Source organism: Saccharomonospora sp., assembly GCF_027317685.1.
Taxonomy (GTDB): domain Bacteria; phylum Actinomycetota; class Actinomycetes; order Mycobacteriales; family Pseudonocardiaceae; genus Saccharomonospora.
The window spans coordinates 1-19,800 of record NZ_DAHVQP010000121.1 but is presented as its reverse complement, the minus strand read 5'-3'; the positions used below and the strand labels follow the sequence as shown (position 1 = coordinate 19,800).

The 19,800-nt window shown below is 66.8% G+C and carries 23 protein-coding genes and 2 tRNA genes; 11 read left to right on the top strand and 14 right to left on the bottom strand.

Annotation, left to right across the window (positions count from 1 at the left end):
• Positions 1-67: 67 nt before the first annotated feature.
• From M7H19_RS14125 to M7H19_RS14115, 3 genes are all read right to left on the bottom strand, one after another.
• Positions 68-141, bottom strand: a tRNA-Asp gene (locus M7H19_RS14125).
• A 27-nt stretch (positions 142-168) separates the two neighbouring features.
• A tRNA-Glu gene (locus M7H19_RS14120) sits at positions 169-241 on the bottom strand.
• Positions 242-881: 640 nt separating this feature from the next.
• Entirely contained in the window at positions 882-1,127 is a 246-nt protein-coding gene (locus tag M7H19_RS14115; protein WP_298181417.1) for a hypothetical protein, read from the bottom strand.
• A 472-nt stretch (positions 1,128-1,599) separates the two neighbouring features.
• Between M7H19_RS14115 and M7H19_RS14110 the strand changes: the two genes are divergently transcribed.
• Complete coding sequence (locus M7H19_RS14110; RefSeq protein WP_298181409.1) at positions 1,600-2,124, top strand: hypothetical protein; 525 nt, start codon at positions 1,600-1,602, stop codon at positions 2,122-2,124.
• 90 nt (positions 2,125-2,214) lie between these two features.
• Here the strand turns inward: M7H19_RS14110 and M7H19_RS14105 are convergent, their stop codons facing one another.
• Complete coding sequence (locus M7H19_RS14105) at positions 2,215-2,418, bottom strand: cold-shock protein (protein ID WP_005441988.1); 204 nt, start codon at positions 2,416-2,418, stop codon at positions 2,215-2,217.
• Positions 2,419-2,840: 422 nt separating this feature from the next.
• Between M7H19_RS14105 and M7H19_RS14100 the strand changes: the two genes are divergently transcribed.
• From M7H19_RS14100 to M7H19_RS14090, 3 genes are all read left to right on the top strand, one after another.
• Positions 2,841-4,061, top strand: a complete 1,221-nt coding sequence (locus M7H19_RS14100) for an Ig-like domain-containing protein (RefSeq protein ID WP_298181401.1) — start codon at positions 2,841-2,843, stop codon at positions 4,059-4,061.
• 94 nt (positions 4,062-4,155) lie between these two features.
• Complete coding sequence (locus tag M7H19_RS14095; RefSeq protein WP_298181400.1) at positions 4,156-4,722, top strand: PaaI family thioesterase; 567 nt, start codon at positions 4,156-4,158, stop codon at positions 4,720-4,722.
• Entirely contained in the window at positions 4,722-6,038 is a 1,317-nt protein-coding gene (locus tag M7H19_RS14090) for a metallophosphoesterase (RefSeq protein WP_298181399.1), read from the top strand. The genes M7H19_RS14095 and M7H19_RS14090 overlap by 1 nt, the downstream gene beginning before the upstream one ends.
• Here the strand turns inward: M7H19_RS14090 and M7H19_RS14085 are convergent.
• From M7H19_RS14085 to M7H19_RS14075, 3 genes are read right to left on the bottom strand one after another with little or no spacing between them, the layout of a single operon-like run.
• Positions 6,031-8,610 (bottom strand): tetratricopeptide repeat protein, encoded by a 2,580-nt coding sequence (locus M7H19_RS14085; RefSeq protein ID WP_298181398.1) that lies wholly within the window; start codon positions 8,608-8,610, stop codon positions 6,031-6,033. The genes M7H19_RS14090 and M7H19_RS14085 overlap by 8 nt on opposite strands.
• A gap of 18 nt (positions 8,611-8,628) precedes the next feature.
• The gene (locus M7H19_RS14080; protein WP_298181397.1) at positions 8,629-9,603 is read right to left on the bottom strand and encodes a glutamate ABC transporter substrate-binding protein; all 975 of its coding nucleotides are present in this window, start codon (positions 9,601-9,603) and stop codon (positions 8,629-8,631) included.
• Positions 9,603-11,012, bottom strand: a complete 1,410-nt coding sequence (locus tag M7H19_RS14075; protein WP_298181396.1) for a hypothetical protein — start codon at positions 11,010-11,012, stop codon at positions 9,603-9,605. The genes M7H19_RS14080 and M7H19_RS14075 overlap by 1 nt, the downstream gene beginning before the upstream one ends.
• Positions 11,013-11,197: 185 nt before the next feature.
• Between M7H19_RS14075 and M7H19_RS14070 the strand changes: the two genes are divergently transcribed.
• The 3 genes from M7H19_RS14070 to M7H19_RS14060 are packed head-to-tail and all read left to right on the top strand — an operon-like array spanning position 11,198 to position 12,466.
• Positions 11,198-11,608 carry a thioesterase family protein gene (locus tag M7H19_RS14070; RefSeq protein WP_298181395.1) on the top strand — a complete coding sequence of 137 codons (411 nt, stop codon included), beginning with the start codon at positions 11,198-11,200 and terminating at the stop codon, positions 11,606-11,608.
• 56 nt (positions 11,609-11,664) lie between these two features.
• Positions 11,665-12,030: a hypothetical protein gene (locus tag M7H19_RS14065; protein ID WP_298181393.1), complete on the top strand. Its 366-nt coding sequence runs from the start codon at positions 11,665-11,667 to the stop codon at positions 12,028-12,030.
• Positions 12,023-12,466, top strand: a complete 444-nt coding sequence (locus M7H19_RS14060) for a hypothetical protein (protein ID WP_298181392.1) — start codon at positions 12,023-12,025, stop codon at positions 12,464-12,466. The genes M7H19_RS14065 and M7H19_RS14060 overlap by 8 nt, the downstream gene beginning before the upstream one ends.
• A gap of 10 nt (positions 12,467-12,476) precedes the next feature.
• Here the strand turns inward: M7H19_RS14060 and M7H19_RS14055 are convergent, their stop codons facing one another.
• From M7H19_RS14055 to M7H19_RS14045, 3 genes are read right to left on the bottom strand one after another with little or no spacing between them, the layout of a single operon-like run.
• Entirely contained in the window at positions 12,477-12,824 is a 348-nt protein-coding gene (locus M7H19_RS14055; protein WP_298181390.1) for a hypothetical protein, read from the bottom strand.
• A gap of 31 nt (positions 12,825-12,855) precedes the next feature.
• On the bottom strand, positions 12,856-13,749 hold the full coding sequence (locus M7H19_RS14050) for a M56 family metallopeptidase (protein ID WP_298181389.1): 894 nt from the start codon (positions 13,747-13,749) through the stop codon (positions 12,856-12,858).
• Complete coding sequence (locus M7H19_RS14045) at positions 13,746-14,129, bottom strand: BlaI/MecI/CopY family transcriptional regulator (RefSeq protein WP_298181388.1); 384 nt, start codon at positions 14,127-14,129, stop codon at positions 13,746-13,748. The genes M7H19_RS14050 and M7H19_RS14045 overlap by 4 nt, the downstream gene beginning before the upstream one ends.
• Positions 14,130-14,278: 149 nt before the next feature.
• On the opposite strand from M7H19_RS14045, the gene M7H19_RS14040 reads away from it, so the two are divergent.
• Positions 14,279-15,121, top strand: coding sequence for a DUF1963 domain-containing protein (locus M7H19_RS14040; protein WP_298181387.1), 843 nt, complete (start codon positions 14,279-14,281; stop codon positions 15,119-15,121).
• Positions 15,122-15,308: 187 nt separating this feature from the next.
• Complete coding sequence (locus tag M7H19_RS14035; protein ID WP_298181386.1) at positions 15,309-15,926, top strand: DUF4190 domain-containing protein; 618 nt, start codon at positions 15,309-15,311, stop codon at positions 15,924-15,926.
• A gap of 247 nt (positions 15,927-16,173) precedes the next feature.
• Here the strand turns inward: M7H19_RS14035 and M7H19_RS14030 are convergent, their stop codons facing one another.
• Entirely contained in the window at positions 16,174-16,365 is a 192-nt protein-coding gene (locus M7H19_RS14030) for a DUF397 domain-containing protein (RefSeq protein ID WP_298181385.1), read from the bottom strand.
• A complete protein-coding gene (locus M7H19_RS14025) occupies positions 16,362-17,204 on the bottom strand; it encodes a helix-turn-helix transcriptional regulator (RefSeq protein WP_298181384.1) in 843 nt (280 codons plus the stop codon). Before M7H19_RS14025 ends, M7H19_RS14030 begins: the two co-directional genes overlap by 4 nt.
• 138 nt (positions 17,205-17,342) lie before the next feature.
• On the opposite strand from M7H19_RS14025, the gene M7H19_RS14020 reads away from it, so the two are divergent.
• Positions 17,343-17,588 carry a zinc finger protein gene (locus M7H19_RS14020; RefSeq protein ID WP_298181421.1) on the top strand — a complete coding sequence of 82 codons (246 nt, stop codon included), beginning with the start codon at positions 17,343-17,345 and terminating at the stop codon, positions 17,586-17,588.
• Positions 17,585-17,938 carry a hypothetical protein gene (locus tag M7H19_RS14015; protein WP_298181383.1) on the top strand — a complete coding sequence of 118 codons (354 nt, stop codon included), beginning with the start codon at positions 17,585-17,587 and terminating at the stop codon, positions 17,936-17,938. The genes M7H19_RS14020 and M7H19_RS14015 overlap by 4 nt, the downstream gene beginning before the upstream one ends.
• Before the next feature lie 325 nt (positions 17,939-18,263).
• Here the strand turns inward: M7H19_RS14015 and M7H19_RS14010 are convergent, their stop codons facing one another.
• Both M7H19_RS14010 and M7H19_RS14005 read right to left on the bottom strand, forming a co-directional pair.
• On the bottom strand, positions 18,264-18,515 hold the full coding sequence (locus tag M7H19_RS14010) for a Prokaryotic metallothionein (protein ID WP_298181419.1): 252 nt from the start codon (positions 18,513-18,515) through the stop codon (positions 18,264-18,266).
• A 74-nt stretch (positions 18,516-18,589) separates the two neighbouring features.
• Positions 18,590-19,800: MMPL family transporter (locus M7H19_RS14005; protein WP_298181381.1), on the bottom strand; the 1,211-nt coding region annotated here is incomplete at its 5' end.

The window sequence follows — 19,800 nt, the reverse complement described above, 5'->3', positions numbered from 1 at the left end:
TTCAGGCGGACGCTCTACCAACTGAGCTACCTGGCCAGGACGCCGGTCCACCACCGGAACGCCGTTGCGACCCTGACGGGACTCGAACCCGCGACCTTCGCCGTGACAGGGCGACGCGCTAACCAACTGCGCCACAGGGCCTTGACTCGTTATTCAGTTATACCAGAGTGCTCCCAACGGGATTCGAACCCGCGTTGCCGCCTTGAAAGGGCGGAGTCCTAGGCCGCTAGACGATGGGAGCCCGATCGGTTCGGCGGACCGACCGACCGCGCTCTCAGGTCCCCCTGGGAGCGATGATTAGTCTACGACACCCCCACACCCCTTTTCACAGGGGGGTCCATGAACCCCGAAAAGCGCCAACTACCTGCGAAAACGCCGACCCCTTCGGCGGAACGGGTGCAAGGTCGAGACAACGCACCGGCACCGCGTCCACAGCGCCGCGTCGACATCGCACCGCCGCCGCATCGACGCCGCACCGCCGCCACCCTTCTCGCCCCCCGCTCATCCCTTCTCGCCACCCGAGCGCCCGGGCGACCGAGGGCGGACGGCCACGACCGAGCCGTGATGCCGCCACAAAATCCCCCGGTCGAACTTCCGCCATACGGAAATTTTTCGGCCAAAAGGTGCTGTAGGCGGTAATTGATTGCCCATCGGCACACATAGCCACTAACTTGACGACGGGGTTGCCTAGATGCACGGGACAGGGGGTGTGCATCTCGGCAACCACATCTTCGACTTCGGCCACCACTTCCCGGCCACTGCTTCGCCGATCCCTCCGTGCCGCCGACGGCTATCGCGGCGGCAGCGGCATCAACCGACACCGACCGGCCATCAGTCGACATCAGCCAACGTCAGCAGGCACCGGCAGGCATCAGCGGGCATCAGCGCTGCACCGGTGGGCGCCCACTTTCGTCCGGGCTCAGACCCAGCATGTCCAACAGGCGCGCACAGTCCTCCGCTCCGGCCGCGCCGTGTGCCACGGCGAGTCGGGCCCTGCGTACCTGATCGTCCGAAATCCGCGGAGCCTCCTGGCCAGCTCGCTGCGTGGGCACGCCCCCATATCGAACACCGTGCCCTTCTCCCTCGTATCGAAGGAGGAACTGCCGTACCTCAACCGACCCGTTCATGGCTCCTCCAAGGCTCGAAGTTGTGGCCGCGAGGCTAGCGACGTGCACGAATAACCCGCAGCCCCCCGGAGAGTGAACTAAAGAACACGGAGAGTGCACAGAAACCCCCACCCGAGGGCTGTGGGAGGTGAACATCACACGTCGACCAGGTAACGGGCAGGAGGGCTTTTTCGCTTCAGCACTCGCGATCGCGCGGAGTGTCGTGTAACAATCGAGGTGCTGACACACCCCCGGTCAGCGCCTGTGGAGATCCCCTCCGGCCCCCGCGTTCCTCCCCCTGGCGCGGGGGCCTTCTCCATCTCTGTAGTCGCTACACCCTCGCAGTCGTTACACGGCTTCGCCCGGAGCATCGGGCTACCCCATCCGGACGGTCGGGCGCCCTTCCGTCGAACCGGAGATCGCCCACGCACGAGGGGCCGGCGCTGTGCGTCGAACCACAGGCAAGCGATCTTCGAGACACAACCGTTATCGTGTGGCCGTGCCTCTTCCCTCATTCGGACGCAATCGAAGCGCCAACAAGGCCGCGGGCCCCACACGTCGTCGTGGCCGGTCCGCGCCCGCAGTCGACGAATCGGTCGGCGAAGATCCCGAGCTCTCCAGCTACCTGGCGGCACTCGCCCCCGAAAACGACGTCGAAAGCACCGGCTCCGAGCGGCGGTTCGGGGAAGCGCAGGTGTACCAGCTGCGGCTGAGCCACGTGGCCGGACAGCAACTCAAGGACCTCGCCACCGAACTCGGGACCTCACCCCAGGCCCTAGCCCAGGAATGGGTGCTGGAACGCCTGGCACGCGAAACCAGCGACCGTTCGCAGGAGTCGACACGGCAGGTGGCTCCGGCGATGTCGGCTTCCTCGGCGGCTCCCACCGCTCCGGCGGAGCCGCAGTCGCTGACACCCGAGCCCTGGCCTTCCGACGAACCCGGCGAATCCGCCACCGAGGAACTTTTCCTGGTGGAACACCAGTGGCCGGAAGACTCGATGCCCGGCCCGGCCCGCTGATCACCATCCGTCCACAGGTCTGAAAAAAGAAGCGAGCCCCCGGCGCTTACGACCGCCGGGGGCTCGACCTCTTTCAGTGAGACTTATCCGTCAGAGAGCACGAACCCTCTGAGCCTGGGGGCCCTTCTGGCCCTGCCCCACCTCGAACTCGACACGCTGGTTCTCCTCCAGCGTGCGGAAGCCACGGCCCTCGATCTCCGAGTAGTGGACGAACACGTCGCCCTCGCCACCGTCCTGGGCGATGAAGCCGAAGCCCTTCTCGGCGTTGAACCACTTCACAGTGCCTTGCGCCACCGTTGTACTCCTCGTTGCTGTTCCGCGTGGACGTCGCCGAAGCGATGTCCTGGCCGTCCCGGGCGGTTCCAACGAGACGAGCACGTAAGCGTGTTCGGCTAACGGCTCGCGTCAGAAGTTCCGCGAGTGTGAAGCCACTAACACGCAAAACGACGGCCGCTATGAAGCCTACCGGCATTCGTCGGATTGCAAACCCCCTCATGGGGGTGTTGGCCCGTCCGGGCGGATCACCGCCCGAGGGGTTACGCCGCCGCTCGCCCTTGGTGATCACGCTCAGTACCGCTTTTCGAGTCTGTCACCCCACAGCGGGGAACACGGAGGGGCACCAAAAACGTCATCAATACGAGTGGCCACTCTCGAATGTGTGAGTGTGATCACTTTCCTCCGGGGGCAACGAACACATATCCCGGTACGTCAGCCAGGTGAGGTGGGGAAGGGGCACAACCTTGAAAGATTCGACGTCGGCAGTCGGCAGAAGACCGATCGCGATTCTTGCTGCCGTTCTGACAGTCATCCTCGGCCTAGCCGCATGTACCAGCTCGGGAAGCGACGGCAACAGCGCGCAGGGGGCCCAAGGCGCTGGCGCCGACTCGTCCGCTGAAGTCGTTCTCGCACCGCAAGCCGGGGCGGACGACGTCGCCCCGCGCGACCCGATATCGGTGACGGTCTCCGGTGGCACCATCGAAGAAGTCGAACTCACCAACTCCGAGAGCAAGTCGGTCAAGGGCGAGTTGTCGGAGGACAAGACGACGTGGAAGGTCGCCGAGCCACTCGGCTACGGCAAAACCTACACGTGGTCCGGTAGCGCCGTGGGCGGTGACGGCGAGACGGTGCCGATCGAAGGTTCGTTCACCACGGTCACTCCGAGCGCCACGAACAACGTGAAGTCGAATGTCGGCGACGACAAGACCTACGGCATCGCCATGCCCGTGTCCCTCACGTTCGACGCCCCGGTGCAGGACAAGGCTGCTGTCGAGAAGGCCCTGAACATCGAGACGACTCCTGAGACCGAGGGGGCGTGGGCGTGGCTGGAGAACGACACGTCCGTGCACTGGCGGCCGAAGGAGTACTGGAAGCCGGGTACCGAGGTGAAGGTTCGCGCCGACCTGTACGGCGTGCCCATGGGTGGTGGCGTCTACGGCGCCAACGACCTCGAGGTGGCCTTCACGATCGGACGTGCCCAGATCGTGAAGGCCGACACCCAGGAACACCGCATGGTGGTCTATCGCGACGGCGAGAAGGTGGGCGAGTACCCGGCGAGCTTCGGCCTCGAATCCGACCCGGGTCGAGTCACCCGTAGCGGCATCCATGTCGTGATGAGCAAGCACCCCACGTACTTCATGAACAACCCCGGCTACGGCTACGAGGACTTCGAGGTGCAGTGGGCGGTACGCGTCTCCAACAACGGCGAGTTCGTCCACTCCGCGCCGTGGTCGGTGGGCGACCAGGGCAGACGCAACGTCTCCCACGGCTGCATCAACCTGGCGCCGGATAACGCCAAGGAGTTCTACGACAGCACGATGATCGGCGACCCGATGGAGATCACGGGTAGCTCGGAGGAACTCGGGCCGCAGGACGGCATGTACTACGACTGGACCTACTCCTGGGAAGAGTGGACGTCCCTGTCGGCTCTCGACAGCTGAGCCGACGGCCAACGATGTTCGCCCGATGTGGCGGTGGCCGCTTTGTGGGCCACCGCCACACGTCGGTGTCCGGGCCGGTCGTTAGCGTGGGATTGTGAGCAGAACCGCACAGAACTGGCCGCCCGTCGAGGTGGACCCGCCGAAACCACATCCTGACGCGCCTTCGGCCGGCACCACCTTGGACCCGCACTTCGGCCAATGCTTCGGCTGCGGTGACGAGGTCGAGTCGGGCCTGCGTCTCCGGTCGACCGTGGAGGACGACAACGTCGTGGTGACGACGTTCACCGTCACCAAGGCCCACCAGGGTTCTCCGGGGATCGCACACGGTGGACTGCTGTCGTGCGCGTTCGACGAGGCGCTGGGTGCCACCGTGGGGAACCTGCTCAAAGCGCCTGTCGTGACCGCACGGTTGGAGACCGACTACCGGAAACCCGTGCCCGTGGACACGACCGTCTACATCACGAGCAGGGTCGACGGTGTGGCGGGCCGCAAGGTCTACGTCAGTGGCGAGGGCAGGATCGGCGCGCCCGACGGTCCACTGGCCGTCGAGGGCCGGGGGTTGTTCGTCACCGTGGGTGTAGAGCACTTCATCAAGCACGGCGACGTGGCGCAGCTCCAGAAACTGGGTGAGCGTTACGCGGACTGGAACATCGGCCCCTGATGTTCTTCACCGTCCTCAGCGTTCTGATCGCGGTCGTCCACCTGTATCTGTGGAAGCGGTTGGTGGCTGACACGACTCCGCCGAAGAGCCGCTCCCGCAAGGTGGGCACGGTGGTGCTCGCGATCCTCGTGACGCTGATGATGGCGGCACTGTCTCTGGGGACGAGCGTCTCTCCGGACATCGCCCGGTGGTTCGCCTGGCCTGGTTATCTGTGGCTGGCGGTGTTCTTCTACCTGTTGCTGGCCCTGCTCGTGCTGGAGCTGCCTCGGCTGGTGCTGCGGCGGTGGCTGCGGGGCGGGCGCGGTGAGGGCGAAGAGCGCCGAGCACTCGAAAAGCGCGGTGCCTCCGAAAAGCAAGGTGCCTCCGTGGACGGGGCGAACGGCGAGCCGGGCGGCCCCGCTGTCGACACCGCCGTCGATACCCGGCCGACCTCGAACCCCGAATCGAACACCGAATCGGCCACCGGGGTGTCTCGAAGGCTGGTGTTGGCCCGAGGGTCGGCTCTGGTCGCGAGCGTGGTGGCGGTGGGGTTGACCGGCTACGGCGTGAGTGTGGCCATGGGCCCTCCGACCGTCACCCGGGTGCCGATCACGCTGCGCCGCCTGGATCCGCGTGTCGAGGGCTTCCGCATCGCGCTCATCAGCGACGTCCATCTCGGGCCGATCATCGGCCGGTCGTTCACGCAGCGCATCGTCGACCTGGTCAACGCCGAACGAGTGGACGCGGTCGCCATCGCGGGCGATTTGGTGGACGGTGACGTCGCCGACCTCGCCGACGCCGCCGCCCCACTCGCGGAACTGCGCAGCACCCACGGCACCTACTACGTCACTGGCAACCACGAGTACTACGTCGGCTATCGGCAGTGGATCGAGCACCTGCCCACGCTGGGCGTCCGGCCGTTGCGCAACGAGCGGGTGGAGATCCACCACAACGACGGCGTGTTCGACCTCGCGGGCATCAACGACGCCACCGGGTACCAATGGCAGGACCCGGGAGACGTCGGCGCGGCCCTCGCCGGCCGTGATCCCGAACGCGCCGTCGTGTTGCTCGCCCACCAACCCGTGGACTTCGACGACGCCGTCGCCCACGACGTGGACCTGCTACTGGCCGGGCACACCCACGGCGGGCAACTGAGGCCCTTCGACGTGGCCGTGCGCTGGCAGCAGGGCGTGGTAGCCGGGCTCTACCGACGCGAGAACACGAAGATGTACGTCACTCGCGGCGCGGGTTTCTGGGGCCCGCCCGTGCGGGTGGGCGCTCCTCCCGACATCACGGTCGTCGAACTGCGCCGGGAGCAAGCGCCTCACCTCAGGTGAGCGTGCGGGGTCGGATCGCGTTGGCCCGATCCACCAACGCGATCCGGCTCTGCGAATCACCGGCCAGGCGAGCGAGCGCGCGGTAGCAGTCCTCCAGGCCGAACCGCAGATCCCGCTCGGCCAGGGCGCAGCCGAGGATCTTGGTGTCCGGCCGGGGCGGCTGCCCCGAACGCAGCCAGTCGAATGCCGCCTCCAACACCTCGGCCTTCAGCCGGGTCTTGCGTGCAACGTCCAGGGAGAGCCGGTCGACCTGTTCGGCGGCCTGCAGCAGGTCCGCCTCGGTCACCTGGTTCATGCTCTCGACGAACCGAGTCTTGATCTTGACTGCGGCTATCTGCGCCGCCACGTGGTGCGTGGACGAGGCGGGGACCGACTCCAGCACCTCGATAGCGCTCTGCCGACCGCCCTGGGCCAGGTACACGCGGGCGAGCCCGAACGCCGCACTGACGTAGGAGCGGTCGGTGCGCCACACCAGCTCGTACAGGCGCGCGGCCTTGAAGTAGTCGCCCACGGCCTCGGCGCTCACCGCCAGCGCGAGCTTGGGGGCGATCTCGCCCGGCAGTTCGTCGTACACCTCGTCGAACGCCACGTGGGCCACCCTGGCCCGGCCGCCCGCGAGCTCGATCAGCCCCTTGTACCAGTCCACCCGCCAGTCGTGCGGGAAACCCGACTTGATCGCCAGGTACTGCGCCGCCTGCAACTGCCGGTTCGCTTCCGCCAACTCGCCGAGCTCGATCCGGGCCCGGACGATGCGCAACCGGACCTCGATGGACTCGCGGGGCGCATTCGCCAACGCCCTGATGGCCGTCTGCGGCCCCGCCGACACCAACGTGGCCAACACACCCGCACCCGGGTCGTCGGTGTCCACCTGCGGAATCGGCAGGCCGGCGACGACCTCGTTCGGGTCCGGCAGCGGCACCTGACCACCACGCTCCGGTACCACCAGGTCGACGCCGAAGGTGTTGGTCTCCGGCCCGAACACCGTGGACGCCCCCGGCCTGGGCTTGCCCGTACCGAGCGCCATGATCTCGCGCAGTACACCCGTGAGCTGGTCGGCCATGTCCTCAGCCGAGATGAACCGCCGGTCCGGGTCGACGTGGGTGGACTTGCGCAGGAACCGGTAGTAGCTGTCGAACAGCTTGAACAGCGGGACCTCGTCCCTGCTAGGCAGGGTGGTCTTGTACTTGCTGGTGTAGCCGGTGAACTCGAAGCTCAGCACCGCCAACGTGCGCCCGACCGTGAACAGGTCCGAGGCCACCGACGCGCCGTGGGTCGGCAGTTCCGGGGCGCTGTAGCCGCTGGTGAAGAACAGCGGGCTCTCGTAGTCGTCCATGCGGCGCACTGCGCCGAGGTCGATGAGCTTGAGCTGCTCGTGCGTCTGGATGACGTTGTCGGGCTTCAGGTCGCAGTACAGCAGGCCCTGGTTGTGCAGGTATCCCAGCGCAGGAAGGATCTCCAGCCCGTAGGCGATGACCTGCCCGATCGGCAGGGGCTCCGCGCGCCCGCTGGCCCGGTGGTGGGCCAGCGCCAACTGACGCAGCGACTGTCCGCCCACGTACTCCATGACGATGTAGCCGACGGAGTTGCCGGTGTCGGGGTCGGGGTGCTCGACGAAGTTGTAGATCTTGACGATGTTTGGGTGCTCGACCTCGGCGAGGAACTTCATCTCGTTCATCGCGGCGGTCACGGCGGTGGCGTCACCGGTGTTGATGAGGCCCTTGAGCACCACCCAACGGCCACTGACGTTGTGGTCCTTGGCGAGGTAGATCCAGCCGAGACCGCCGTAGGCGAGCGCACCCAGCACCTCGTACTGCCCACCGACTATCTCTTGTGGACGCAGTTTCGGCAGGAACGAGTAAGGCGTGCCGCACTTGTGGCACGTCCCTTCCGGGTTGCCGGGCTGTCCGTCCTTGCTGCGGCCGACCTTGGCCCTGCAGTTACCGCAGTACCGCTTCTCCTCGGCGACGACGGGGTCGTCCAACACCGCCTCGGCCGGGTCGCGGTACGGCACCTGCGGCACCTCGACCAGGCCCGCGCCGAGCCGTCCGCGCCGCGACTTGCGTGACGACGTCCGGCGTGGCCTGCCCGGGTAACTACCCGTTCCCGTGCCGGTGCCTGTACCGGTTCCGGTGCCGGTCCCCGTCCCTGTACCCGTGCCGGTACCCGTGCCCGTGCCCGTGCCCGGGGAGAACGATCCGCTGGTGCTGGGCGGCAGCACGCTCTCGGTGCCCGGGTCGGGCAACTCCTGCGGGCCACTGGACTCGGCGGGCCGTGCCGGGGGCCTGATGAACGTCGTCGCGGGAGCCTTACCCGCCAGCACGCTCGTGGGCAACGGTTCCTGCGCCGGTTCCTGCGCTACCGGCCGCGGGGCCGGGCGGACGACCTGAGTATGTTCCGGCACGTCGGCTTCGCCGGGCCGGGCCTGCGGGGGTTGCGCCTGCGGCCGGGCATGGTGCGGCTGTGACGGCGGGTTCCCCTGCTGCTGGGCCCCTGTGCCCGGGTCCGGCTGCCCGCTCGGACCGGCACTCTCGTCGGGCACCGCATGCCGAGGGCTGCGTGGCTCATCCGACACTGCTACCTCCGAAGGGTCTCACCGGTACTCGGGTTCGGGTGGCGAGGCAGGACCGAGGTCCTCCCGCAGCCACCGGTCGTAGCTTCCCTGCCACGCACCGCCGCGCACATCCTCCAGCACGGAGTTCACGAACCGAACCATGTCCTCGTTCTCTTTGGGGATGCCGATGCCGTAGTACTCCTCGGTGAACGGCTCCCCGACGATCTTGGTGCCCGGCCGGTCCTGCGCCCGCATGCCCGCGAGGATGGTGTCGTCTGTGGACACCGCCTCCACCTGGCCCTGCTGGAGCAGCACCAGACAGTCGGACCAGTCTTCCACGGCCACCGGGACGGGCCTCGGCTTGCTGGCCGCGATGTTGCGCAACGACGTCGAGTCCTTCGCCGCGCACACCCGTTGGCCACCGAGGTCGGACAGATCGCGGACCATCGAGGCGGCGTCCACCAGGACACGTTGGCCCGCCACGTAGTACACCGTCGAGAAGTTGATGTCCGCAAGCCGCTCGCAGGTGATCGAGAACGTGCGTACGACGATGTCGACCTCGCCGTTTTGCAACACGTCGATGCGCTCGGCCGAAGTGATGGCCTTGAAGCGGACGGCTTCGGGGTCGCCGAACAACGCCTCGGCGATCTTCTTGGTGATGTCGATGTCGAACCCGTTCAACTCGCCGGTCTCGGGATCGGCGAAGCCGAACAGGAAGGTGTTCTGGTCGACCCCGGCGATGAGGTGACCACGGTCTTTGATCTCCGCCATCGTGGAGTCCGCCGGGGTCGAGGAGTCCGGGCGCAGGCTCGCGGTGGGGTCACAGCTCTCGTCGGACTCACCGGCCGCGCCCAGTTCCGGGTCGATCTCCGTTCCGGCGGGCATCGGGCGGTGTGACGAGTCCACGGGCGCGGGGTCGATCGGCTGCGTGGCCCCGGAGCAGGCCGCGAGCAGCACGGCGAGCGAGGACACGAGCAGACCGAGACGTTCGCGGGTTCTCGTCCGAGCCGTCATCAGCGGTACTCCCGCAACCGCTCGCGAACGCCGAGGGTGGCGCCGAGCGCGGCGATCACCGCCAACACGGCGAAGCCGGGGGCCAACAGGGTCAGCGCGCCCGAGGCGGCCGACGTGTCGTCCACGAAGTTCTGGCGGGCCGAGTCGATGGCCGACACCAATTCGTCGTCGAGCTCGGCGAAGACCGTGGCGGGGCTGCGCTCGTCCTCACCGTCGATCGCGAGACGCACGGCCTTCTGGTGCTCGCCACCGTCGTCGAGGTCGCGCACGTTGTCGTGGGCCTCCAACCAGGCGGCCGCGTGGTCGGTGGCCGAGCGAAGTGACGCGGCCGCGGGCCCCTCGGCTTCGGCCAGGGCCTCGCCCAACAGGCCACCGCGGCCGTCCTGGCCCGCGAACCGCTGGAACTGCTCGGTGAAGCTCTCCTCGTACCCTTGGCCGCCGCCCCTGGCGACGAGCGTGAGGGTTTCGTCGGCCCGGGCCTGCAGCGCGGTGATGCGCGCCTGAACCAGTCGGTCGGCCTGTTCGGTTCCGTCCTCGCGGCCGCTTCCCACCAACACGCCTTGGACGATGAGGGCGATCGTTATCCACAGCACCAGCAGTGCCACAGCGCCCGAGGACACCAGCAGGCCGACGTTGAAGACCCGGTTGGTCTTGCGTTGCAGGTAGAGCTGGGCGTAGACGAGGGCGGCGATCAAGCCGAGCAGCAGCGCCGCCGTCAGCCACGGAAAGCTCGTGGCGCTGTCCTGCTCGTCCACCAGCCGATCGGTGTTGATCTCGTACAGCCGTTCGGCGGCGGGCAGGATCTCCGACCGCAGCAGCTCGGACGCCTCGCGCAGGTAGGCGGAGCCCACGGGGAAACCCTGGTGGTCGTTCACCTTCGCCGTGGCCACCAGCTCGGTGTAGACCGGCAGCTTCTGGCTGATGGTGCCGACCTGTTGCTCCGCCTCGGGGATCCCCGCCGAGTCAGAGGCCGCTTTCGCCAGTGCCGCTCCCGCCCTGGCGATGGCGTCCGCGTAGCGGTCACGAAGTTCGTCCGGTTCGGTTCCCGGCATCAGGAACGCGGTCGCCGCGGTGGCGTCAGCGTCGGACAGCGACCGGTACACCTCCTGGGCCGCGGCGGCCAGCGGCTCCCTGTGCTCGATCAGCGCGTCGATGCTGTCATCGCGGTCCTGCATCGCCAGCGTGCCCACCAGGCCTACCAGCAGTGACAACACGACGACTCCGGCGCCGATGAAGGAAAGCCGTCCCGGCGTGGTGGCCGCTGTCCGCGCCATGCCGCGCAGCATCTCCGCCGGAAGGTCGAGCAGACCGGCGAGACCGGATCTCTGTCCCCGTCCTTGTGTCGGTGGTTGCGAGCCGGCGGGCGGCCCGGTCGTCCCGGAACCGTGCCGTGGCACGGTGCTCGTCATGGTGTTCCTCCACCCAGTATTGGCACGCGCATGACCGTATCCGAGACAGGACGGGCGTGAGTGCGGAGTCCGGCAAGTGCGCGCGGATCGTGTTGGTGTCGTGATCGACGCTCGTTCGTCGGTGAGTGGTGTCGCTCCCCTCGACTCTCTCGACTCGGACACCGTGATCATGAGATTCTCGCGCGGTGAGCTACGCGCATTGGGAGATCGTGCCGACCCGGTGGAAGGACAACGACGTCTACGGGCACGTCAACAACGTCGTCCACTACGCGTTCATGGACACCGTGATCAACAACTGGTTGATCGACAAGGGTGGCCTCGACATCCACGAGGGCGAAGTCATCGGGTTGTGCGTGGAGTCGCACTGCAACTACCACGCCTCGGTGTCGTATCCGGAGAAACTGTCGGTCGGCCTTCGGGTCGGTCACCTGGGGCGGTCGAGCGTGCGTTACGAGATCGGCATGCACCGCGAGGATCGCTCTGAGCTCATCGCTCAGGGACACTTCGTGCACGTCTTCGTCGACCGGAGCAGCCGACGTCCCGTGGAGATCACCGGCCCGCTGCGAGAAGCGCTGCAAACCCTGATGGTCAGCTGACGGCGCTTTCGAGGCTCCCCGTATCCTACGACTGGTCGTAGACGTTGGGAGGACCAGTGATCAGTGGGTTCGCCGTCGCCATCGCGATCTGCGCACTCGTGGTCGCGGTGTGGAGCTTCGTGCTCGTCGCCATGAACCGGCCGCCCACGACATCGCTGCTGTACGGGCTCATCGGCGTCGAGGCGCTGCTGCTCGTTCAAGCGGTGATCTCGATCATGCTGCTGATCTCGGGCGAGCACCCGGGCAGCATCGTCACGTTCCTCATCTATCTGCTCGTCGTGTTGCTGGTGCTCCCGTTGGGCACCGTGTGGGCGCTGGCCGAGCGCACCCGGTCGAGCACGGCGGTACTCGGCGTCGCCTGCATCACGGTGCCCGTGCTGATCATGCGGATGTACCAGGTGTGGGAGGGTGCAAGTGTCTGAGCGCGAGCCCGAAACGTCCGCGATCCCCTCCGACGACCCACCCGTCACGGCGAGCGGACCGGGCCGGGTACTGATCGCCGTCTACGCGATTTTCGCGATCGGCGCCACCGCGCGGGCCCTGTCGCAGATCGCGACGCGGTTCGACGAAGCACCCGTGCCCTATGCGCTCTCCGCTCTCGCCGCCGTGGTGTACCTGCTCGCGACCGTGGCATTGGCCAAACGCGGCGTGAAGTGGTGGCGCGTGGCCGTCGCGGCGTGCGCCTTCGAGATGATCGGCGTGCTCGTGATCGGCACTGTCAGCCTCGCCCTCCCCGAGGCGTTCCCCGATGCCACGGTGTGGTCGAACTACGGGATGGGTTATCTGTTCATCCCGCTCGTGCTGCCGGTGTTCGGGCTGCTGTGGTTGCGCCGGACGGCGCCGCGGCGTCGCGGGTAGGCGGATTCCGTCACCAGAACACCGCGACGCCGATGTTGACCAGCGTCAGCCCGGCGATCGTGTAGAGCAGCCCGGGGCCCGCCTGCGGCCTGCGCCAGAGGATGTGGGCCAGCACCAACACGATGACGGCGATGCCCAGTTTCACAGCGATCTTGGTGTTGTCGACCTCGTTGTCCACGAGGCCCGCCGAGGCGATGCCGGTGAGGGCGACTCCGGTGATCACCTGCGCGCCGGCGCCGGACAGCATCACCATCGCGCTGGGCGAGGAGGCCGCCGTCAGCCGCATCACCACACCGGCGACGATGAGCGCCATACCGAGGAGATGCAGAACGACGAGAAGGTCGTAAACGATTTCCATGGCGGCAAGATACTACAAGTGGTAGTAAACGTTAGAGAGGCACCGCGAAGATACCCACCGAGGTGCCCAACGCCGTCAGCAACAACCCACACACCAGCGGCCAGACCAGCGGAAACCTCCCCTGTTGAGGTTTCCGCAACCGCTGGATGCGCGCCTGTACGTGCGTGTCGACGCCCGCGACGGCGAGCGCGCCCATCGGGGTGCCCGTCGACCCGTTGGCGTGGAACCGCTCCAGCGCACGCGCCAACGGCTCCCTGCCGTGCTGACGTGCGGCTTTGTCGTCGGCGCACATCTCGACCAGCAACTCGATGTCGGAACACACCCGCGTCAGCACGCGGCTGCGCGGCAGGAGTCGCCGCAACGCCTGGAACGGCGCCACCACCAGGTCGTGTCGCTCGTAGGCGTGTGCGCGTTCGTGCGCGAGTACGGCGTCCAGTTCCGTTTCACTGAGCAGCTTGCGGGCCCCCGCGCTCACCACGATGCGTGGCCGCCTGCCCGGCACGCAGTAGGCCACCGCCGCCGGGTGGTCAACCACGAGCGCGCCCGAGTTCGGCTGCGCCACCAACTGCAACAGCAATCGGTGCCGCGCCCTGGCCCGCGCCGTGTCCCGCAGGCACAGGAGCTGGTTGACCACCAGCCACACGCCCAGCATCAGGCCCGCGGCCACGGCCGCGAAATGCCAGGCGTCCAGCTCGGTCCACCGCGTGGGCAGGTCGAGCAGCGCGGGCAGAAAGCCCCGGCGGAACGGCGCGAGCCCGAAACCCAACAGCACCCCGACCACCGAGATCACGAAGGTCAGGCCGCTGATCTGCCACAACACCAGAGCCGGCCGCGGGTGAGCATGAGTCCAGCGGCTGCGCAACAACCACACCATCACCAACACTGCGATGGCCCCGGCCGCGGCCTGATGCCCGACGAGGATCACGTCTGCTCACCCTGCGGTTTCACCTGGCGGCCCTGCTGCAACGCTTGCCGCAACGCATCGGCCTCGTCACTGGTCACCGACTTCGCGAAATGCACGAGCGCCGAACCACGGTCGCCGCTGAGCTCCAACGCTTCGAGCATCAACTCCGCGACATACGCCTCACGACCGGCCACCGGCCTGTACAGCCACGCCCGGCCCTCCCGCCTGCGTTGCACAAGACCTTTGCCCACCAGCCGGGTCAGGACCGTCATCACGGTGGTGTAGGCGAGCCCGCGATCACCCAGAGCGGCATGTACCGCGCGCACACTGACGGGTTCGTCGCGCGCCCAGAGCACCTCCATCACCGCGCGCTCCAGTTCTCCGAGCCTAGCCACTTCCACCCCTTCACTTATCGGTCCGTCAGTGATTCAACCACGAACCGCGGAAAAGGCCGTCGCGACCAGCAGGTCTACGAAGCCGAGGCGCGGGTGCCGTATCCACCGGCTGCCGCGGGCGGCCTGTCAGCACCCCGTGGCATGGTGCTCGCATCATGTGGGGACTTGATCGACAGCGGGAGCAGCTGAGCTGGATGTTCGGCCGCGTATTCGACGTCATGGCAGCCGACCGGGTCACCGGGCTGGCTCGTCCGGGATTGCGCCTGGTGACCGCCGATGAGGTCGGCGCGTGTCGCTCTCACCTCGGAGGCCTGCCACGGCTGGACGATACGACGCCGTGGCCCACCTACTTCGATACTCCCCTCGACCTGCTGGCCGTCATCGACGTCGGCGAACTCGACCACTGCGATCTGCCCGGGCTGCCCTCCGGTACCCGTTTTCTCAACTTCTTCTTCCTCACCGAGGAACCGGAGCTGCTGTGGACAGGCGATGACCCCACTTCCACCTGGTGTGTCGTACCCGCCGGTCCCGACGCGAAGGAACGCGTGGCTCCCCGCGAAACGTCTGTCCGGCCCACGCGACCGGTGAACTTCGTGCCGGTTCTGACGTTACCGACGTGGGAGAACGAGATCGTGGCGCGGACGCTCGGAGTCGCCGAAGGTCCGTACCCGCCGAGCCCTCTGATCGAACGCTACTCAGCCACCAACGCGGCATGGGACGAACTGATGGAGAACAACCTGGGCACCGTCGAGAACCAAATCGGCGGTTGGCCGGGCTCGCTGCAGGCCCCGGTGTTCCACCGCGCGGAGAGTGATTCCGCGTCGTCCCGCTCGTTCTCGGCGAATGGCGGCCCGTGGCGCCTGCTGTTGCAGCTCGACTCGGACGACGACTTGGGTTGGAAATGGGGCGACGGCGGACGGTTGTACTTCGTGATCCCGGAATCCCGGCTGCGTATGGGAGAGCTCGCCGCCACCTGGCTGGAGATGCAGAGCACTTGAGAGGTCGAAAGACCGGCCTGTGCACCCCAAAGTGCGTAAAGAACCGCAACCGATGGGTCCACCCTGTTCAGTGATCACACCTTTCGCTGATGAGTCCTCGTCGCCGATAGCCGCCGTTTTCCCCGGGTAGTCCCACCACGCCGACACGCCGTGGAGCAGCTCGAACAGCGCGAGGGAAGCAGCAGCCGTGGATCATGCCGTCACCACCGCACCGCGAAACGGTCTCGGTGTCGCCGGATTCGCTCTGGGCCTTGGGGGTCTGGTGTTCGCGTTCGTCCCCCCGGCCGGAGCGGCGGCCTGGCCGTTGGTGGTCGTCGGCTTACTGTTCTCCCTCGCCGGTGTCGCCGGAAGGTGGCGGTCGAGGGCGAACAAGGGCCTCGCCGTCACGGGAGCCGTCCTCTCGACCACCGGCCTGCTCGCCTGCGTGGCGGGGAACGCGACGGGCGGCGAAACCGGCGATCGGGCACAGCACCCCGAACTGAGGATCGGGAAACCGGACCCGGCGAAGGCGACCCACCAGCACATCGTCGTCTTCGAACTCACCACGTATCAGGCGGTGACCGTTCACTACGGTGACATCGACGAGCAGCGGTCGATCATGGTGGGCCCGGCTAAGAAGTGGCAGCGGGAGCTCGGTTTCGGCGACGGTTCCCACCGGCTCGCGCTGTCCGCGACGCCGGTCGACAGCGACGATTTCAACGGCTTCGACGGCACCATCACCTGTTCGATCACCATCGACGGGACGAAGGTCGTGCAGCGGTCGAGCTCGTTCAGCGTGTGGTGTAACGCCAGTGTCGACAAGTGAGTCACCATCTCCCAGCGGGTTTCTCTCCCTGGGAGACGTCGCTGCCTTCACGGCTGATGCGCCGTTGCCGCGGACGAGCCGAACGAACCCCGCGTGGTCTTAATAAGGTCCGGAAATCCTCGTAGCGAGGAAAGACGAAACCAGTCAGCGGCGATTGAGAAGAATTCAAGAGCGAGTCGCGAACTCGGCCTTCGAAGCGGTGACGTTCCCGGCCTGCGTTGGTATGCGGAAACGTCACCGCCGTCGGTCAGACGTCGAACTCGCCCACCTTCACACCCGCGACGAACGCCCGCCACTCGCTGTCGGTGTAGGCGACGGCGCCTTCGTCCGGGCGTTTGGAGTTACGCACCTCCACACCACCCTCGACACGACGAAACTCGACGCAATTGCCCTGATTGCCGCTGAAGCTCGACTTACGCCACTGGCTGTCCGTGCTCATGTACCGATCTCCATCTCGCTGAGAAGACTTGCGATGAACTCCTCGGTGGCGGTGGGGCTCATCGCCTGCTGTCGCATCGTATCCGCCGCGGCCTGATAGTCCCGTACATCTCGTCGATCGGTGAGAGTGGTCGCGCTGCGGTAGTGCTCCAGCTGCACCACGGGCGGCGCTTTCTCGAACTCGATGAGCACAAACGCGCCTTCCAAATGCGGCAGATAGCCGCTGTCGAACGGCACTGCCTGAATCGTGACGTTGTCCAGCTGCGCCCATTTGAGCAGGGCGTGCAACTGGTCGACCATCACGCCGGCACTGCATGGCGGATACCGCAGGGCTTGTTCGCCGATGATGGCGTCGAGCCGCACCGGACGCGGTCGAGTGAGAACGTGTTGCCGCCCCATCCGGTGTGTTGTCCGCTGGTCCGCCTCCCCAGCGGTCGCCCCCGCGGACAACATGATCGAGCGGGCGTAGTCCGCCGTCTGCAACAACCCGGGAATGAGCGACGGTTCCACATTCGTGATACGTGAAGCGGTGCGTTCGTATCCGGTAAGCATCGCCAGATGCCGCACCACCCCGGGTGCGACCCAGTTCGGATCCGCTGCTTCCCGGGCCAGTTGAATGACGTTGTCGAACTCCTCGCCCGAGACACCAAGGACACCCAGTACCCGCGCGACCTCCTCCACAGAGGGCACGAGTTTGCCGTTCTCCCAACGCGAAATGTGGGTGTGGGAACGCCCGATCGCCTGTCCGAGCTGAGTCATCGTGAGCCCGGAATGCTTGCGGAGTCTTAATAGTTCCGCGCCGAGTGCCCGAGCACCGGGCGTATTGGCTGTGCTGGCCATGCACAAAATGCTACCGACCGCGTGCGAAAAGTCACAAAGTCAGCCGATTGGGGCATTGTGCAACCGTGCATGCACGAGACATCTTGTCCTTGCACATTGGCGATGAAAAGCACGGATCTCGTGCTTCAGGAGGGCCACATGCAGCGGTATCTCTGGCAGCAGGCCGGCGGGTTACGACATGCCTACGACACCCAACGGGACATTCCGGCGCCTGAGCGGGAGTTGGCGGCGCTGTGCGGACAGGTCGTCACCCCCACCGTCGACGACATCACCGGCCTCTGGCTCGATCGCACCTGCTGGGCCTGCGACCGCGAGATCCGCGTGCGGCTGCGCTTCCCCGCCGACGAGATCCCGCCCGCCTCCGCCCTCGAGGAAGCGAAATGAGCGCGCCCGAGGCATACGCCGTCCTCACCCGCCCGCAATGGCAACTGCTCAACGACACCCTCGCCGACCTCTGCGGCGCGGCAGGCGGAACCCGCGAAGACCTGCACGACCTCGCCGTGGGCGTGCTCGAAACATGTCGATCCGCGCACTGGTCGACACCCTCCGCCGACGGCCCGAACCGGCCCCTGTGGTGCCACGTATACGAGAGCATCGGCGCGTTGGCCCACCTGGCCGACGCCGCACCACACGACGTGCACCAGATCCGCCGACTCAGCGTGGACGTGAAATGGCTCGCGCAGCACATGCGCGACTACGCGGATGAGCCTCCAGCGGGAACCGGCGATGTATGACGTCCCCGCCGCACTACTCGCGCCCCTCCCCGACTTGCTCCCCGACGACCGGCCCACGGCCCACTCTGGCGGCTCGACGACTACCTCCAACCGGCCTGGCCGGCCCTCGACCCGGATGTGGACGGTGTCTACATCAGACGTTGGTAAACCGCTATCTCGGCGCTCTGCTGACAGTGGACTGTCTTAACCGGACTTAACAGGGTGCGGATTCCGCTTGTCCTGGAAGGAGTTCCTATGGCACTTGTCGGGAGCGGATACACACCCTGCGGACACGGCTACGGGAACTGCGGACACGACGACGCAGGCTGCGGACACGCCGGGGAGATTAGACCGCGCCGACGGCGTCTCGGGCTTGGTGGCCCTGTTCGCTGACCTGGCGCGCACAGTGGGCACAACAGAAGAACCGGCCCTCCACCTGCACGCCGTGGCCGATGACCCGACAGCCGCAATGCTCGCAGATCGGTGCCAACCGGTGAATAGCGCACTCGAACGAGTCGAACGTGTGCACCCCACCACCCTGAGTGTTGATCTCGAACGTCATCTCGTAGTCATTGCCACAGACCTCGCACATGGCCATGTCGCGGGTCACCTCCGTCATCGGACACGAACCTGTGGAGATGAACATTCCCAGGCGATACGCAGGGGAAACGCCTACTCCTCCTGATTCCCCCGACCCAGTTCAGCCGGCTCCGCCCGCTTTCCCCGACCCAGACGGGACGGCCACCAGATGCGCTTACCGATGTCGATGGTCAACGCCGGCACCAGCAGCGAACGCACCACGAGAGTGTCGAGCAGCACGCCGAAAGCCACGATGAACGCCAACTGCGCCAGGAACAGGATCGGCAACACCGCCAACGCGGAGAACGTCGCCGCCAACACGACACCCGCCGAGGTGATCACCCCACCGGTGACGGTGAGCCCGCGCAACGTGCCCTTCCGGGTGCCGACCGACAACGCCTCCTCGCGCACCCGGGTCATCAGGAAGATGTTGTAGTCGATCCCCAACGCGACCAGGAACACGAAGGCGAACAGCGGCACGACCGGGTCGGCGCCGGGGAACTCGAAGATGTGGTTGAACACCAACGCCGACACACCCATCGTGGTGGCGAAGGACAACACCACGGTGGCGATCAACACCAGCGGCGCCACCACCGCCCGCAACAACAACGCGAGCACCGCGAACACCACCACGAGCACGATCGGGATGATCACCGCCCGGTCGCGTTCGGAGGTCTTCCTCGTGTCCAACTGCTCGGCCGTGGTGCCACCGACCTTGGCATCCGCGCCCTCGACACCGTGCACCGAATCGCGCAGCCGCTCCACCGTGGCGATGGCCGCCTCCGAATCGGCGGCGTCGTCGAGCACGGCCTCGATCCGCACCAGACCATCGGCGGTCCCGGTGATCTCGGCGCTGGACACCCCGTCCACGTCGCTGGCGGCGAGCACAGCATCGGCGCGCGACTCGTCCGCGATCACCACCGCGGGCGCACCGGAACCACCGGGGAAGTGCCGCGACAACACCTCCTGCCCGGCCACCGACTCGACAGGGTCGAGGAAGACATCCGAATCGGATGTTCCGCTGGCCTTCAACTGCGGGACGAACGCCACGCCCACCAACAGGACCATCGAGGTGATCACCCACACGGCCCGCGGGCTGCGGTCCACTCGCTTGGCGATCCTGCCCCAGACGCCACCCGACTCCGGCGGCGTCGAACCGTACTGGGGACGGAACGGCCAGTACGCGGCCCTGCCGAACACGGCGAGCACCGAGGGCAGGAACGTCACCGACGCCAACACCGACGCGGCGATGCCGATGGCCGCCACCGGTCCGAGCCCCTGGTTGGAGGCCAGGTCGCTGAACA